This window comes from Embleya sp. NPDC020886, from assembly GCF_044333915.1.
In the GTDB taxonomy this organism is placed as follows: Bacteria; Actinomycetota; Actinomycetes; order Streptomycetales; family Streptomycetaceae; genus Embleya.
In genome coordinates, this window is record NZ_JBIRRX010000004.1 from 240,803 (window position 1) to 253,941 (window position 13,139).

Annotated in this window: 14 protein-coding genes; 6 read left to right on the plus strand and 8 right to left on the minus strand. The window is 71.3% G+C overall.

Annotated elements, in window-relative coordinates; translation table 11 throughout:
- Nucleotides 1–23 precede the first annotated feature (23 nt).
- Entirely contained in the window at nt 24–392 is a 369-nt protein-coding gene (locus tag ACH4U8_RS16125) for a GntR family transcriptional regulator (RefSeq protein WP_395778426.1), read from the minus strand.
- Nucleotides 393–439: 47 nt separating this feature from the next.
- Nucleotides 440–1,699, minus strand: a complete 1,260-nt coding sequence (locus ACH4U8_RS16130) for an MFS transporter (protein WP_395778428.1) — start codon at nt 1,697–1,699, stop codon at nt 440–442.
- 312 nt (nt 1,700–2,011) lie between these two features.
- Here ACH4U8_RS16130 and ACH4U8_RS16135 point away from each other — a divergent pair, with 312 nt between their 5' ends.
- From ACH4U8_RS16135 to ACH4U8_RS16145, 3 genes are all read left to right on the plus strand, one after another.
- Entirely contained in the window at nt 2,012–4,078 is a 2,067-nt protein-coding gene (locus ACH4U8_RS16135; protein ID WP_395778430.1) for a hypothetical protein, read from the plus strand.
- Entirely contained in the window at nt 4,075–4,983 is a 909-nt protein-coding gene (locus tag ACH4U8_RS16140; protein ID WP_395778431.1) for a hypothetical protein, read from the plus strand. The genes ACH4U8_RS16135 and ACH4U8_RS16140 overlap by 4 nt, the downstream gene beginning before the upstream one ends.
- Before the next feature lie 206 nt (nt 4,984–5,189).
- Nucleotides 5,190–6,050 (plus strand): MerR family transcriptional regulator, encoded by an 861-nt coding sequence (locus ACH4U8_RS16145; protein ID WP_395778433.1) that lies wholly within the window; start codon nt 5,190–5,192, stop codon nt 6,048–6,050.
- Nucleotides 6,051–6,132: 82 nt separating this feature from the next.
- On the opposite strand, the gene rpmG is transcribed toward ACH4U8_RS16145, so the two are convergent.
- On the minus strand, nt 6,133–6,297 hold the full coding sequence (gene rpmG / locus ACH4U8_RS16150; RefSeq protein ID WP_360304372.1) for a 50S ribosomal protein L33: 165 nt from the start codon (nt 6,295–6,297) through the stop codon (nt 6,133–6,135).
- A 140-nt stretch (nt 6,298–6,437) separates the two neighbouring features.
- Between rpmG and ACH4U8_RS16155 the strand changes: the two genes are divergently transcribed.
- Nucleotides 6,438–7,175 carry a Mut7-C RNAse domain-containing protein gene (locus ACH4U8_RS16155; RefSeq protein ID WP_395778435.1) on the plus strand — a complete coding sequence of 246 codons (738 nt, stop codon included), beginning with the start codon at nt 6,438–6,440 and terminating at the stop codon, nt 7,173–7,175.
- A 189-nt stretch (nt 7,176–7,364) separates the two neighbouring features.
- On the opposite strand, the gene ACH4U8_RS16160 is transcribed toward ACH4U8_RS16155, so the two are convergent.
- Nucleotides 7,365–8,330: a pirin family protein gene (locus ACH4U8_RS16160; protein ID WP_360304376.1), complete on the minus strand. Its 966-nt coding sequence runs from the start codon at nt 8,328–8,330 to the stop codon at nt 7,365–7,367.
- 163 nt (nt 8,331–8,493) lie between these two features.
- Between ACH4U8_RS16160 and ACH4U8_RS16165 the strand changes: the two genes are divergently transcribed.
- On the plus strand, nt 8,494–9,411 hold the full coding sequence (locus ACH4U8_RS16165; RefSeq protein WP_395778437.1) for an LLM class flavin-dependent oxidoreductase: 918 nt from the start codon (nt 8,494–8,496) through the stop codon (nt 9,409–9,411).
- 6 nt (nt 9,412–9,417) lie between these two features.
- On the opposite strand, the gene ACH4U8_RS16170 is transcribed toward ACH4U8_RS16165, so the two are convergent.
- The 3 genes from ACH4U8_RS16170 to ACH4U8_RS16180 all read right to left on the minus strand — a co-directional run bounded on the left by ACH4U8_RS16170 (nt 9,418) and on the right by ACH4U8_RS16180 (nt 11,686).
- Nucleotides 9,418–9,978 (minus strand): hypothetical protein, encoded by a 561-nt coding sequence (locus ACH4U8_RS16170; protein WP_395778439.1) that lies wholly within the window; start codon nt 9,976–9,978, stop codon nt 9,418–9,420.
- Between the two features lie 209 nt (nt 9,979–10,187).
- Nucleotides 10,188–10,385, minus strand: coding sequence for a hypothetical protein (locus ACH4U8_RS16175; protein ID WP_395778440.1), 198 nt, complete (start codon nt 10,383–10,385; stop codon nt 10,188–10,190).
- 101 nt (nt 10,386–10,486) lie between these two features.
- Nucleotides 10,487–11,686 carry a helix-turn-helix domain-containing protein gene (locus ACH4U8_RS16180; protein WP_395778442.1) on the minus strand — a complete coding sequence of 400 codons (1,200 nt, stop codon included), beginning with the start codon at nt 11,684–11,686 and terminating at the stop codon, nt 10,487–10,489.
- Between the two features lie 423 nt (nt 11,687–12,109).
- Between ACH4U8_RS16180 and ACH4U8_RS16185 the strand changes: the two genes are divergently transcribed.
- On the plus strand, nt 12,110–12,769 hold the full coding sequence (locus ACH4U8_RS16185; RefSeq protein WP_395778444.1) for an RICIN domain-containing protein: 660 nt from the start codon (nt 12,110–12,112) through the stop codon (nt 12,767–12,769).
- Nucleotides 12,770–12,779: 10 nt separating this feature from the next.
- On the opposite strand, the gene ACH4U8_RS16190 is transcribed toward ACH4U8_RS16185, so the two are convergent.
- Complete coding sequence (locus tag ACH4U8_RS16190) at nt 12,780–13,127, minus strand: hypothetical protein (RefSeq protein WP_395778446.1); 348 nt, start codon at nt 13,125–13,127, stop codon at nt 12,780–12,782.
- Nucleotides 13,128–13,139 lie beyond the last annotated feature (12 nt).

Genomic DNA, 13,139 nt, shown 5'->3' on the forward strand with positions numbered 1-13,139 from the left:
GGCCCTGTCCGCCGGCCCGTGGCCTAGTCGTCGTAGACCGCGTCGCACGCGGCGAGCACCGCGGCGATCGCCGCGTCGCGGGTCAGTCCGAGTCGGCGGGCGCGGTGCGCGTAGTCCAGGGCGGCCTCGCTCGCGGCCCGCTGCGCGGTGTCGCCGACGGCGGCCACGAAGCTGCCCGAGCGACCCCGGGTCTCGATCACGCCGTCCGCCTCCAACTCGCGATAGGCGCGGGCGACGGTGTTGGGCGCGAGGCCGAGTTCGCCCGCCAGACCGCGCACGGTGGGCAGCCGAGTGCCGACCGGCAGCGCCCCGCCCCGGGCCTGCTCGGCCACCTGGACCCGAATCTGCTCGAACGGCGCGACGGCGGAGGCCGGATCGATGCTGATCACCATGCCCGCGAGCCTAGGCCCTGCCCGGCGGATCTCCCCGGGGGCGCGGCTCAGGACACCTCGGCGGGGTCGACCCGGTCGGTGACCCGCTGCCCGGCCGGCGTCCGGGACAACGTGCCGACCTCGGGGATCACGAACACGCCCAGGACGAGCACGACACTTGCCGCGGCGCAGGCCCACAACATGTTCCCGGTGCCGAAGGCGTTGCCGGCGGGCCCCGCCAGGGCGGTACATGCCGGAGCCAGGGCCATCGACCCGATCCAGTCGTACGCCGAGACGCGGGCCACGTACTCGGGCGCGATCTCCTGGCGCAGGGCGAGCATCCAGCACACGCCGAACACCTCCAGGCCCACACCGCAGACGAACATCGACAGGGCGAACAGCGGCCACGGCACGGGAACGGCGAGTGCGGCGAAGCCGGGCGCGAGCGGCAGCAGCCCCCAGTTGCCCGCCCGAAGCAACCGACGCGGCCGATACCGCACCAGGATCAGGCCGCCGAACAGGGTGCCCAGCCCGAGTGCGCTCAGCGCCACGCCCCACGGCCAGGCCGCGCCCCAGTGCTCCTCGGCCACCAGCGGCCCGTACACCGTCTCGACGGCCGTCACCACACCGTTGAGCAGGGCGAACTGCACAACGATCCCCCACAACCAGCGCCGGGCCACGAATACCCGCCAGCCGTCGACGAGTTGGCGCCACATCGGATCGTCCCCGGCGGGCTCCGCGGCGGGCAGTCGCATGAGCGTGCGGAGCAGAGCGGCCACCACGAAGCCGGCGGCGTCCAGCACGAGCACCGCTCCGGGCGCGAGCGCGGTGATCAGCACCCCGCCCAGTGCGGCCCCGCCGATCTGCGAACTGCTCACCGCGACCCGGTACGCGGCCAGTGCCGGACCGGCGTGCTCGGCCTCCATCGACGCGAACAACAGGCCCTGTGCGGCGGGCAGATACATCGCGTGCGCGGAGCCGCCGATGCCGGAGAGCAGCATCATCACCCACAGCTCGGTCCCGCCGGTGAGCACGTAGATCCCGAAGGCCCCCTGGGACAGCGCGTTCGCGACGTTGGCCACCACCATGACGTGATGCCTGGGGAAACGATCCGCGATCACCCCGCCCAGCAGCAGGAACCCCACCAACGGCAGGGTCCGCGCGGCGGCCACGAACCCGACCCCGGTTCCGCTGCCGCCGGCCGCCAGCACGGCGAACGCCGCCGCGATCAGTGCTCCGGAATTGCCCAGACCGGTGATGAACGTGGCCCCGGTCTGGAGCACGTAGTTGCGGCCGGCCCACACGGGCAGCCCAAGACGGTTCGGCATGCGTGACTATCGGCACATCCACCACGCCGATGTCGACCCATTTCCGGTCCGCCCACCCACGCCGAACCGCGCCCGCCTCCATCCGCCCGGTGCGCCGATTCGTCAGCGAAGGTCACGAATTGCCGGTCCGTCCTGCGGCGGACCGGCTCTGCGGATCCCGGGTGGAGACAGGAAGTACTCGGCACCGCCCGCACGGCTGCGGCACGGTGGACCCGTCGAGTCCGGCGTGGTCACACGCTCAGCGAAGGGGGATTCCGTGTCCGACATACCGCCGATCCGGTTGTTGTTCGCCGTGGACGCCGAGAGGTCCGGATGACCGTCCCCGACGAGCGACCGCTCGACCCGGTCGTCTCGACCGCCGCCGGCCCGGCGCGCGGGGGTTCGGGCGAAGTCCCGCCGGAGCAGCCCGACGAGACGTGGCCGGGCGAGGAGTTCGCGTCGCCGGCCGCGGCCACGACGGTGCTCGTCGATTTCAACGGCACGACGGGAAAGCACGCCTTCGGCGCGCGGATGTTCGGGGCCGGGACCGCCGCCGGCCCCGGAGCCTTGGGCCGGCCGCGCCAGGCACGGGAGGGGCCGATCTGGCAGGAGGAGAGTGATCTGGTCCGCCGTACGTTCGTGCCGCCGAAGGGGTATCTGCGGGCCCGCAGCATGCTGGCGCGGCAGTTGATCCTGCTGACCGGCGAGGCGGAGTCGGGAAAGCGCACGCTGGCCCTGCACCTGCTCCAGGATCAGTACATCGAGAAGGTGATCGCGCTCGACCCCGAAGAGGACCTGACCACCCGCCGGATCCAGCGCGACCGGGGCTACCTGATCGACTGCGCCGGCGCGGACCTGTTGACCGGCTACACCCGCGACGATCTCGAAGCGGTGCGCCGACGTCTGGTCGAGCGGGACAGTGTGCTGGTCGTGACGGCGGTCGCCCGCGCACCGGTACTCGCGCTCTGGGCGCCCTGGCACGTGCCGTGCGAACGGCCCGACCCACTCCAGGTGTTGCACAGCCACCTCGCCCACCACCTGGGCCGGGACTGGGAGCGCCGACACCTGGATCTGGTGGACGAGGACATCGCCGAACTGGTGCGCGCCGACGGCGGCCGGCCGGGCCGGGCGGCCGGCATCGCGGGCGACCTGGCCGATCTGGCCGACGGCAGGTTCACCAGGACCCAGGTGCTGGACGCGCTGCGCGATCGCGAACACGCCGCCGTGGAAGCCTGGTTGCGTGCCAACCCCGGGCGCGCGGACTGGGCGCTGATGATCGCGGCGGCCGTCTTCGAGGGACAGGACTACGGCATCGTGGCCGAGCGGGCGACGGCGCTGCGCGAGGCGTTGCTCGCGCGGCTGCCGATCGCGGCCGGCGAACCGGCCGACGGCTGGCCGCCGCGGGCACGTACGGAGCGCCTGGCGGTGATCGACGCGACCTCGGTCGCCGCCGACGCGACCCGGGGCGGTGCCCACTACCGACTCGACGTGGTCGGCTTCAACCGGCCGCACTGGGCGGCGGCGGTGCGGGCACACGTCCGGGACGCGTATCCGGACCTGCGCGACGCGTTCGTGGACTGGCTGGCCACCACCCCGAGGTATCCACCGGACGTCCACCGGATCGCGGCCCGGGCGGCCGGCGATTTCATCGCCGGCGGTCGCGGACACCGGCCGTTGGCACCGGTGTTGCGTTGGGTGCGGGAGGACGAGGCCAAGCGGGCGATGGTGGTGCCGGCGTTGCGGGCGGCGGCGCAGGACGCGGTCGTGGCCACCCAGGTGCGGCACCTGTTGACGAGTTGGAGCCGGGACGCCACCGACTCGGGGCTGCGGCTGATGGCGGCCCGGGCGTACCCGGGGCTGGCGTCGGTGTATCCCGGTCGCACGATGACCGAACTGCTGCGCCTCGCCCGGACAGGGGATCGTTCGGTGGCGGCGGCGGCCCGGGCGGGCATCGTGACGCTGTGCCGGGACGGTATGCGCGCCGATTCGGTGCTGGAGCGGGTGGAGGGCTGGGAGGAGGCCGCGGCTGCCGCCGAGGTGGCCGCCGCGCTGGTCGCCGAGCACGCCGACGGCGAGCTGTCGACCGACGAGCGGTTCCTCGCCGTGATCCGGCTCGCGGTCCGCGAACGGGACGGATACGCCGTGGTGGCCCGGATGTTCACCACGCTGCTCGGCAACATCCGCGGTGACCGGCGGCGCGCCGAGGTCTTGCGGGAGACCTTCGCGCTGCTGTTTCGCCCCGGACGCGGCCACGGACTGGACCGCCTCGCGTACGACCTGACCCGGCTGGCCTACGAGGGTCTGCCGAACGGCGAGGTGATCGACATCGGGGTGCTCGAACCCGCCATCGACGCGTTCGAGGAACCCACAGTGCCCACGAACAGGGGAACGAACGTATGACCGACGACCGGGTTCCCCTGCTCCGGCCCGCCACCGGCGCGCGCGGCCTGACCTGGCTTCGCCACCGTCTAGGGCGGCATGCGGATCGGGTGCTGGTGGTCCCGTCGAGCGCCGATCCGAGGCCGACCTTCGCGGAGGTGCGCCGGGCCGGCGAGGTGTGGTGGGTGGCCACGGGCGAGTTCGCCGACATCCGCGACTTCGAATTGTGGAGCGGGCCGGACGGGGAGCGGGCCTGCCGGGTGCGGGTACAGCTCCACTGGTGGGTGCACGACGCCAGGACGGTCGCGCTGCGTCGCCCCGTGGACGCCGTCTCCTTCATCCATCGCGACGTGCACGACCGCCTCCGCAAGGCGATGGACGTGGTGCCCGGCGCCGACGAGTCCCGGCTCCGGGACGAACTGGACATCGTGTCGGCCCACCCGGTGGTGCTGGCGGAATACGGGCTCGGTTATCGAACGGTGGGCGTATTCCTGTGTGCCGAGGAGATTCCGGACAGTGTCCGGGCCGCGCTGGAACAGGCCCGCTGGGCGGTGCCCCTGGAAAGGGAGCAACAGCGGCTCACCCGATTGCGGCTGGACTTTCACCGGGCGTTGATTCGCGAGGGCCCGGAGGCGTTGGTCGCATACTGGCTGACCCGTTTTCCGGATCAGATCAAGGCGGTGCTGGATCACCTGGACGCGAACGGCTCGGCTGCGGGCACGGATCTCACGTTGAGTACGGAATTGTTGGCCCTGCTCGGCAGTGCCGACGACTTCGAGCGGAATCAGTTGCGGAAGTCGATCGCCGCCGGTCTCGCCGCCTCCGGGCCGCGCGGGGTGGGGGTGTTGCGCACCCTGGGCCTGTGGGACGACCTGGTCGAAGACGGGCCGGACGAGCCGCCGGGCGACGTGGGACCGCGCGGATAACGGCGCGGTCGGCATACGGCCACGGGTGGTGAAACCGGTGGCGGTGACTCCGTGTTGCCGGATGTTTCGTCGTTCTTGGTCGGTCCCGGTCCCGGTCCCGGTGGCGGCCGGGGCCCGGCTCCGGTGGAACCCGGATGGTGTTGTTTGCACCTGCCGTAGCGGCATGTGGTGTGGTCGAGGCTCCACGGCACGAAAGGCTCTGTCCGATGTACCCCTCCATCACGCCTCCCCGCCGGGTCAGGATCGGTGACGCGGCCGCGTTCGCCGGGACCACCCCACGTGCCATCCGCCACTACCACGAGATCGGCCTGCTGCCGGAGCCGGAGCGAGGCGGGGACGGCCGCCGCCGCTACGGCTACGACGACATGATCCGCCTGCTGTGGATCCGCAGGATGGCAGCGGTCGGCATCAGCCTGGACGATATGCGGACCGCGTTCGACGAAGCCCGGGACATCGAGGAGATCCTGAGCAGGCTGGAGGAGACCTTGGCGGCGGAGGAGAGCGAAATCAAACGTCGGCGCGCGGCCGTCCAGCGCCTGCAGGCGCTGGACGGCCCGCTGGGACTGCTCTCCGAACTGGTCACGGACCGGCTCGGCCACCTGCCCCCGGGCGCGCTGCGCCCCTCCGACCTGGACACTCTGCTGGTCACGGAACGGGTCTTCGGCCCACTGGGCGCCGCCATCCAAGCCGGCGTGTTCATCGTGCTGGCCACCCACCCCGACCTGAGGACCGAGGACGACCGTCTCGACGCCGCCGAGGCCGCCCTCGACGACGGCGTCGATCCCCACGACCCACGCGTCGAAGAAATCGCCGTACAGCGATGCGCCCAACAAATGGCCCTGGAGCAGGCCATCGAGGCAGCCGGGCTGGATGCGGCCGAGGAGGAGCTCTTCGAGATCTACGACGCCGATCTGAAAGGGCAGGAGGACACAAGGATGAGCCCCCTCGAAGCGATCACCAAAATGCCCTACGACTTCTCTCCCGCCCGGATGCGCTGTATGGAACTCACGGCACGACTCCTCGCCGACGCCCAATCCGCGGAAGAGTTGCCACACCCCGGAATATGACGCAGAGCCGGCGGGCACGGCCGGGGCCGCGCACTTTTCGGTGCGCGGCCTCGGCTCGTCGTTGTCGTCGTTGTCGTCGTGGTCAGCGTTCCTCGCGGAAGAGCACGTGCTTTCCGGCCGTCGGGTCGTACTTGCGCAGGGTCATCCGGTCCGGATCGTTGCGCCGGTTCTTTCTGGTCACATAGGTGAAACCGGTCCCGGCCGTGGACCGAAGCTTCACGATCGGACGAAGCTCGCTGCGAGCCATGCACGCCTCCCGAAGTTTCGAAGTCTGCCCCGATGGCTGCTTCAAGGCGCCCGGATGCCCGGATATTCCACGGCGCCCCCGGCCCGGTCGGGCAAGGAAACTCTCGGCGCCGGTGGGGGCGGCGGTGGGATGCTGGCCGGGTGAATCGATCGGATGTGCTGCTTCAGATCCCCGCCGAGTTGCAACAGTTCCTGCCGCCGAGGCTGCGGGGGATGCCGGTGAGCATTCCCGCCGACGGTGATTCGACGATCGGGCATCTGGTGGAATCGGCGGGACCGCCGCTGCCCGAGGTCGGCGCGCTGCTGGTGGACGGCCGGGAGGTCGGGCCGGGACACCGGCCGGTGGGCGGCGAGGTGGTGGACGTGTTGCCGATTCGGCGTCCGCAGGCCGTCCCGGAGTTCGCCGACACGCCGCCGCGCTTCCTGCTCGACGTGCACCTGGGCGCGTTGGCCCGACGGATGCGCCTGGTCGGGATCGACACCGCGTATCACAACGACTGCGACGACCCGACCCTGGTGATCCAGGCCAACGCCGAACGCCGGGTGTTGCTCACCCAGGACCGCGGCCTGCTTCGGCGCAAGAACCTGTGGTTCGGCGCATACGTCTACGGGATCCGTGCCGACGGCCAACTCGACGACCTGCTCCGCCGGTTCGCGCTGCCGCTCGCGCCCTGGACGCGCTGTACGGCGTGCAACGGCGAGCTGCGCGCGGCGACGCGCGAGGAGGTCGAGTCGGAGATCGAGGCGGGCACGTTGGACAAGGTGGACGCGTTCGCCCGGTGCCGTGCGTGCGACCGGGTCTACTGGCATGGCGCGCACGGCGGCCACCTGGACGAGATCGTGGAGGCGGCGCGACGTACGGTCGCGAGCATCGGCTGACGGCCGCGGTCGGGGCATCGACGCTCGCGCCGGCGGGCGCTGCCACGACGCACGGAACCCGCCGTTCGTCGGCGGGCCGCCGGGTCGGGCGCGGTACGGCGGCATCCGCCGAACCCGACCGCCCGCTCCGGCGGCACACCCGAGGCCGACGGGGTGTTCGCGACGCCGACGGCCCGACTCGGCCCGGGCTCAGCGCACCCGGCCCCGCGCCCGCAGCGGCACCGACGGCAACGCGGGCGCGTCCATGCGCGGAGCGTCGTAGCCGGTCACGGTGCCGAAGTCGGTCGCGTCCACCCACGCCGTGCGCGCGGCCGTGATCTCCTCACCCGTGCGCGCCACGAAGTTCCACCACATCACGATCTCCTCGGCGAACGGCTCGCCGCCGAGCAACATCAGATCGGCCCCGTTCGCCGACCGGATCGACAACGAGGTCCGCCCGCAGCCCAGATACAGCAGGCCGCCGGGGGCCAGCGGCACGCCGTCCACCTCGGCCTCGCCCGACATCGACAGCACCGCGTACTCGAAGTCCGGCTCCAGCGGCGGCCGGGCCTGCGCGCCCGGCGCCAGGGTCAGATCCGCGCCGACGAGCGGGCTGTAGGTGGTGCCCGGCGAGGTGGCCCCGTCCAGCGTGCCCATGATCACGGTCGCGGTCAGGCCGCCGCCGCTGACCACCGGCAGGTCGGCGTGGTGCTCGAAGTGCGGGTCAACGTGCCGATGCGCGTCCGGCAGCGCGACCCACAACTGGGCGCCGTGCAACAACCGGGCGTGCTCGCGCGGCGACTCCTCGGAGTGCGAGATGGCCCGACCCGAGGTCATCAGACCCAGCTCGCCGGGTCGTACGGTGGCGAGGCTGCCCAGGCTGTCGCGGTGCAGCACGCTGCCCTCGCGCAGCCAGCTCACCGTCTGGAGTCCCAGGTGCGGATGCGGCGGCACCTGCATGCCGGGCTCGTCCGCGATGTCGTCCGGCCCGTAGTGGTCCACGAAGCACCACGCGCCGATCATCCGTCGACCCAGGCTCGGCAACAACCGGCGGACCATGGTGCTCTCGCCGAGCCGCACATCGCGCGACTTCAGCAACTCGTGGACGGGTTCGCCGGGCACGTCGGCCCGGCCGCCGCACGTGGTCAGGGCCGGGTGGGTATCGAGGTTGCTCATGGCGCCAACGGTACGCGGGCCGGGAAGGCTCGTATTCGGCCCTGCGCGGCCCCCGGTTCGGGGGTGCGCTCTAGGATCGGCAGGGCTCCGGGGGCGGTGGGCACGGATGATCCCGCGCATGTCGTCGGGGCTTTCACTTTTCCGGCCCGGAGGGAAGACACGCGTGCGGCTCGGCTTCCTCACCCATGTGGCCGGCGCCGGCGACGCCCGTTCGGTCTATCGCCGGACCATCGAACTCGCGGTCGCCGCCGAGGAGTTCGGCTACGACTCGTTCTGGGTCGCGCAGCACCACCTGGGGGCGCAGGGGGCGTTGTCGCCCTCGCCGTTCGTACTGCTCGCCGCGATCGCCGAACGCACCACCCGGATCCGGCTGGGCACCGGCGTCGTGGTGGGCCCCACCGAGCACCCGATCCGCCTCGCCGAGGACGCCGCCGTATTGGACACGCTCAGCGGCGGCCGGCTCGAACTGGGCCTCGGCGCGGGCGCCGACCCGGCCACCTCGGCCCGGTTCGGGATCGCGCACGAGAGCCGCCACGCGCGCCTGCGGGAGACCGTGGACACCGTGCTCGACCTGTTGGCCGGCGCCGAACTGGTTCCGTCGGCACCCACGCTGCGGGACCGGATCTGGCTCGGGACCGGTAGTTCGGAAGGCATCGCCTGGGCGGTCGAGCGTGGCCTCGGCGTGCTCTCGGGTCGCCGGTCCAGTGGTCCCGCCGGGCCGCTGCCGGGCGACCGCGAGGCGGCGGAACACCTGGCCCGGCACACCCCGGTGCGGGTCGCGCTGTCCCGTCCGGTGTATCCGGGGGAGGCGGGTGCGTTGGCCGAGCGGCTGAATCCGTGGATCACCCGGGGTCGGGCGGCCGGCCGGTTCCCGGTCGATTTCACGCCGGCCGACTACCTGGCAATCGGCAACATGTACACGGGTGACCCGGAATCCGTGGCCCGGTCGCTGCGGGCCGACCCCGGCTACCCGCACGCCACGGATCTGCTGTGCCACACCCAGCCCGCTCGGCTGTCGCCGGCCGAACTGCTGCCCGCGATGCGCCGGACCGCGCACGAGGTTCGACCGTTGTTGGCGTAGTCGGCGTCATGGTTTCGGGTCCCGGAGCGGGCACGCGACCCTGCGGTCGTCCAGGGTCGCGCGGATGCCCTCGCTGTCGAGCCATCGGCCGAGCCGGGTGTGCAGTTCGGCGACCTGGTCGATGGTCAGGCCGACGACCGGTGCCGGGTCCAGGCACAACCTCGGCTCGGGTGGTGCGGTGGTGGGGATCAGGTCGGGGCGGTGACGGGCGAGGTCGGCCAGGAGCACTCGGCGGTGGTGTTCCTCGACGTGGGCGACGAGGGCGGGTTCGCCGCCGATCGGGTCGACCAGGATGCGCAGGAGCAGGCCGGGACCGTCGCGGACGAGGCGGGCTCGGCCCGGTCGCGGCTCGTGGGTGGGTCGCGGGCGGAGCAGGGTCTCGGCGAGTGCGGCCATCTCGGCGTCGGTCAGGTGCACGTCGGCGCGGTCGGGTTGGCCGACCGGCGGGTACGGCCCGGGGGCGGCGACGACGGCGAGCCGCCAGGGGCGCGGGTGGTCGACGGGCGCGAGGTGGGCGGTCCACGCGGGCAGGGTGACGGTCGCGCCGACCGCCTCGGCTTCGGTCACGAGGGGCTCCATGGCTGGTACGGGTGATGGACGTCGACGGTGGGCGGATGGTGGCGGGGCGGGTCGGTGCCGCCGTCGGGACGGCGCGGGGGAGAGCTCCTCCGATCCCTGCCGACCCGCCCCGCGTATGGCCCGGCCCGACCGCGATCAACGACCACCGGACCGGGACGATGGCCACCCGACACACACGCCGGGCGGCGGTCGAGGCATCAGGCGTCGGCACGCGTGATCGGGCTGTTGCCGCGCCGGATCAGGTAGGCGCCGAGTCGGCGATACAGGGCGGCGGCCTCGGCTTCGGTGATATCGGGCAGTTCTTCGCGGCCCGGGAGCCGTATCCGCACCGGCTCGCGGCCGTTCCCGCCGGGTCCGACGCGCACGATGTCGTCGAGGGTCGTCTCGTCGCTCATCTCGCTCCCTGTGTCGTGGTCCCACCAGGGTGTCGTGAGCGCGGCGACGGACCGGGTACCCTCCGTACCCGGCCCGTCAATACCGGGCAAATCCGTTGCGGTCAGATCCCGATGCGGCGCGCCATCCGCAACACCGGCTCGCGGGAGGCGAGGAGGTTTCGCCGCTTCGCGGTGGTGACCATGTCGCGCACGAGCGGATGCGCATGGACGTACTCGGGCGCGATTCGATCGGCCTCCAGCAGGGCGCGCATGCTTGCCTCGTCGTCCGAGTCCTGGGCGTGGGCGCGGCCGATGTCGATGTATCGGCGCGCCTTTCGTTCCTTCGGGAGGCGCGCCAGGTCGACGCCTCGGGTCGCCTCCAACGAGGCGCGACCGTCGCCGAGTTCGAGCCGGGCCGAGACACCGAGCAGCGCAACGTTCGCCGGGCCGAAGGCAGTCTCGAAGTCGTTGCGTTCGCCGGTTCGCTCCGCCGCGCGGCGTGCCTCGGCCAAGTGCTGCTCGGCGTCCCGTCGTTCGCACCACTGCGCCGCGCCCACGGCCGCGACCAGGTGCAGGGTGCCCCACAGCGACCAGACGGCCATGTCGTCGCCGAGCATGCCGTCGAGTCGATCGAGAGCTGTGCGAATGGTGGCGTCGGCCTCGGACGTGGCACCCGCCGACATGCATACCTCGGCCTGGGTCCACGCGGCGGCGAGCGACAACAACGGGCTTTCGGCATCGATCGCGGCATCGGCCGCCTGCCGGGCCGCGATCGTGGCCAGGTCGATCGCGCCGAGCTTCTTGGCCATCATCGCCGCGTCGGCGAGGCATGAGGAGAGGAACCCCGCAGCGGCCAGTCGCTCGTCTCCCGCCAAGCCCGCAGCCGCCGTCGAGGCGTCGTCGATCAAGGCCGGGAGGAGCAGGCCAAGTTCGCCGAATCGGGCGTTCGCCCGATAGCGATGTGCGGTCAGGGTGTCCAGGTGGATATCCGCGAGATTCCGGGGTGCGCCGGTCGGTTGCCCGAGTTGGTGCCGCAGGAGGGCCCGCCGCAGGGTGGGCACCGCGTCCAGCCCCCGAGGCGCTTCGTCGCGGCGTGCCTCGCGGTGGGGCGTGCCGACGAGGTCCAGCAGGGAGACGCCGAGTAGGTCGGCGATCGTCAGGATCGTGCTGAACCGGTCGAGTTGGCGGCGCCCGTCCTCGACGCTGCGCATCCAGTCGGGCGATCTGTCCAGGGCCGTCGCCATCGCGCGACGGTCGATGCCGCGTTCTTTCCGGAGCGCCTTCACGCGCTGCCCGATGCTCAGATCGTGGTCGTCAACCACGGTTCCTCACCTGCCTGCCGGTCGAGCAGGAGCCTTCAAAGGCATGGCCTGCCAGTGGGAAGGTTGCCCTCGTCACGGTACGCCGGGCGAGGACGCGGCAGTGCCGGTAGCGGCGCATCCCGGCGGCGGGCGCCGATGTTTTGCCGGCGGTTGGCGCAACGGGTACACCCGGTACCGAGGCTCGGCTACCGACGGCCCGCCGGGGCTGCCCTATATGCGGGTAAACTTGCAGATTTAAGCACGCAAGGATGACGTGCCATTCAGAGCATTTGTCATTCATTCCGGCCGGTGGACGCAAAATCATATCCACGGATGTTTTGCGCCATTGCAAGATCATCCATTGACCGCGCAGTGCGCGAACGCTAGGTTGGCGCTGCGTGTCAATAAATGGACGGATTTCCTCGAAAGAAAGCGAATTCCGATATGCGAATACGCGTACTCGCGCTCGCCCTGGCGTCCGTCGCCACCAGCCTGGTGTTCGTGGCCGGTTCGTCGTCGGCAACCACCACCACCACCGCCGCCACCACCGAGGTGACCAGGCCCGGGCCGGTTTCCGGAACGGTCGCAGTCGCGGTTTCGGACCCCAATGTTCCGGCGGGGTTCCTCCAGGTCAAGCCGAGCAACGAGCTTCGGGTCAACGCGGACCGATGGGTGGTGATCGAGAACCGGAATGCGCCGGGTAAATGCCTGGAGATCCGAGGTGACAGTCTGGAAAATGGCGCCGGAGCCAACCTTTGGACATGCAACGGGTCCGACACGCAAACATGGGGCGCGCGGCATGTCTTCAATGGTCTGTATGAATTCGGTAATCTGAATTCCCGAAAATGTCTGGAAATTCGCGGCGACAGTACGGCCAACGGTGCCGAAGCCAATCAGTGGACGTGCAACGAGTCCGCCACCCAGTTGTGGATCTGGTACTGGAACAGCGTGACCAACCAAAGCATCTTCGGCAATTCGAACTCGTCCGCCCCGAACTCCAGGTGCCTCGAAGCCCTTTCCTGGGGAACCTCGAACGGCACCCCCGTCGGGCAATGGGCGTGCCACTACGGTGACAACCAGGCCTGGTACGTCTACGACGTCTGATCCGCCGCCCTCAGGCCGCCGGACCGTTTTGGCTCAAGGCGAATGCGGTGGCCTGGAGGGCGATGGCGGCCAGGATCAGCGGAAGCGTGACCGCCGCGCGGCGACCGCCCGGTCGTACCAGCGCGATCAGGGCCGTCACGAAGCTGACCGCGAACAGGCCGAAGACCCAGGGGAGTCGGTCCTCGTACCAGTCACGGCACGCCTGGTTGGCGCAGGATTCGGTGGCGCCGCCGAATCCGATCAGCACGAACAGGTCGGTCATCGCAAGCACGACGAACGCGAACAGGCCGACGACGAACACCGCCGCACGGGCGAAGCCGTCGCCGTTGCCGGCCGGGCCGGGAGGCGTGTAGGTCATGCGGGTCACGCT

What these genes read in the sequence shown, in the direction of transcription:
- ACH4U8_RS16145 (WP_395778433.1), top strand. Translation starts at nt 5,190, where the DNA reads ATGTACCCCTCCATCACGCCTCCCCGCCGGGTCAGGATCGGTGACGCG.
- ACH4U8_RS16185 (WP_395778444.1), top strand. Translation starts at nt 12,110, where the DNA reads ATGCGAATACGCGTACTCGCGCTCGCCCTGGCGTCCGTCGCCACCAGC.
- ACH4U8_RS16190 (WP_395778446.1), bottom strand. Translation starts at nt 13,127, where the DNA reads ATGACCTACACGCCTCCCGGCCCGGCCGGCAACGGCGACGGCTTCGCC.
- ACH4U8_RS16135 (WP_395778430.1), top strand. Translation starts at nt 2,012, where the DNA reads ATGACCGTCCCCGACGAGCGACCGCTCGACCCGGTCGTCTCGACCGCC.
- ACH4U8_RS16175 (WP_395778440.1), bottom strand. Translation starts at nt 10,385, where the DNA reads ATGAGCGACGAGACGACCCTCGACGACATCGTGCGCGTCGGACCCGGC.
- ACH4U8_RS16130 (WP_395778428.1), bottom strand. Translation starts at nt 1,699, where the DNA reads ATGCCGAACCGTCTTGGGCTGCCCGTGTGGGCCGGCCGCAACTACGTG.
- ACH4U8_RS16160 (WP_360304376.1), bottom strand. Translation starts at nt 8,330, where the DNA reads ATGAGCAACCTCGATACCCACCCGGCCCTGACCACGTGCGGCGGCCGG.
- rpmG (WP_360304372.1), bottom strand. Translation starts at nt 6,297, where the DNA reads ATGGCTCGCAGCGAGCTTCGTCCGATCGTGAAGCTTCGGTCCACGGCC.
- ACH4U8_RS16125 (WP_395778426.1), bottom strand. Translation starts at nt 392, where the DNA reads ATGGTGATCAGCATCGATCCGGCCTCCGCCGTCGCGCCGTTCGAGCAG.
- ACH4U8_RS16140 (WP_395778431.1), top strand. Translation starts at nt 4,075, where the DNA reads ATGACCGACGACCGGGTTCCCCTGCTCCGGCCCGCCACCGGCGCGCGC.